The 679-nt window shown below is 69.7% G+C and carries 1 protein-coding gene; it reads right to left on the bottom strand.

The window, feature by feature from the left end; genetic code table 11:
• Positions 1–567: translation initiation factor IF-2 N-terminal domain-containing protein (locus D7X32_RS44570; RefSeq protein WP_208752783.1), on the bottom strand; the 567-nt coding region annotated here is incomplete at its 3' end.
• Positions 568–679 lie beyond the last annotated feature (112 nt).

Genomic DNA, 679 nt, shown 5'->3' with positions numbered 1-679 from the left:
GGAAGGCGGCGTCACGGGCGGGGTGGCGGTTGCGGCAACAGACGGGGTGGCCGGTGCCTCGGGCGCGGACGGCGCCTCCGGGGCCGCGGCGATGGAAGCGACGGGGGTCTCCGGCGGCGTGGCCGTCACGGCCGGTGCCTCCGGAGCGCGGGCCACGGGGACCTGCTCCGCGGGAGCGGACGGAGGCTCGACGGAAACGGGCGCCTGCGAGGGCTCCTGTTCCATGGGGGCCGCGTACTGCGGCTCCTGCGGCTCCGGCTCGTAGGCCTGCTCGTTCGACTGCGCGTAGGCGTCCTGATTGTCCGGGGCGGACGTGCCCGCGGGAGGACCGACCTTGCGGCGCACCACGAAGCCCTTGGCGGCGACGGGCGCGGCGGCCTGCTTCGGCTTGCGCTTGTCCAGGATCTTCTGGACCGCGGCAGTGGCCTGATCGTCATCCAAAGAGGACGAGTGGCTCTTGACGTCGTAACCCAGCCCGGCGAGCTCGGTCACGACCTCCTTGTTGTCGAGCTCAATCCCGTGGCTCTTGAGCTCCTTGGCGATTTCGTGAACGCGCTTCTTCGACATACCTTGATTGGCCTTCTGCTCCGCCGACGACGAGGCCGAGCACCCTAGTCCAAAGCCGAAATTGTGTGCGAGTGGTGCTTAACAGCCACCTCCCCCCGCAACCTCTCCACCC

Origin of the sequence: Corallococcus carmarthensis (genome assembly GCF_003611695.1) — a bacterium.
Classification (GTDB): domain Bacteria; phylum Myxococcota; class Myxococcia; order Myxococcales; family Myxococcaceae; genus Corallococcus; species Corallococcus carmarthensis.
Note: the sequence above shows the minus strand (reverse complement) of the source record. Positions and strands in the feature narration are given on the sequence as shown.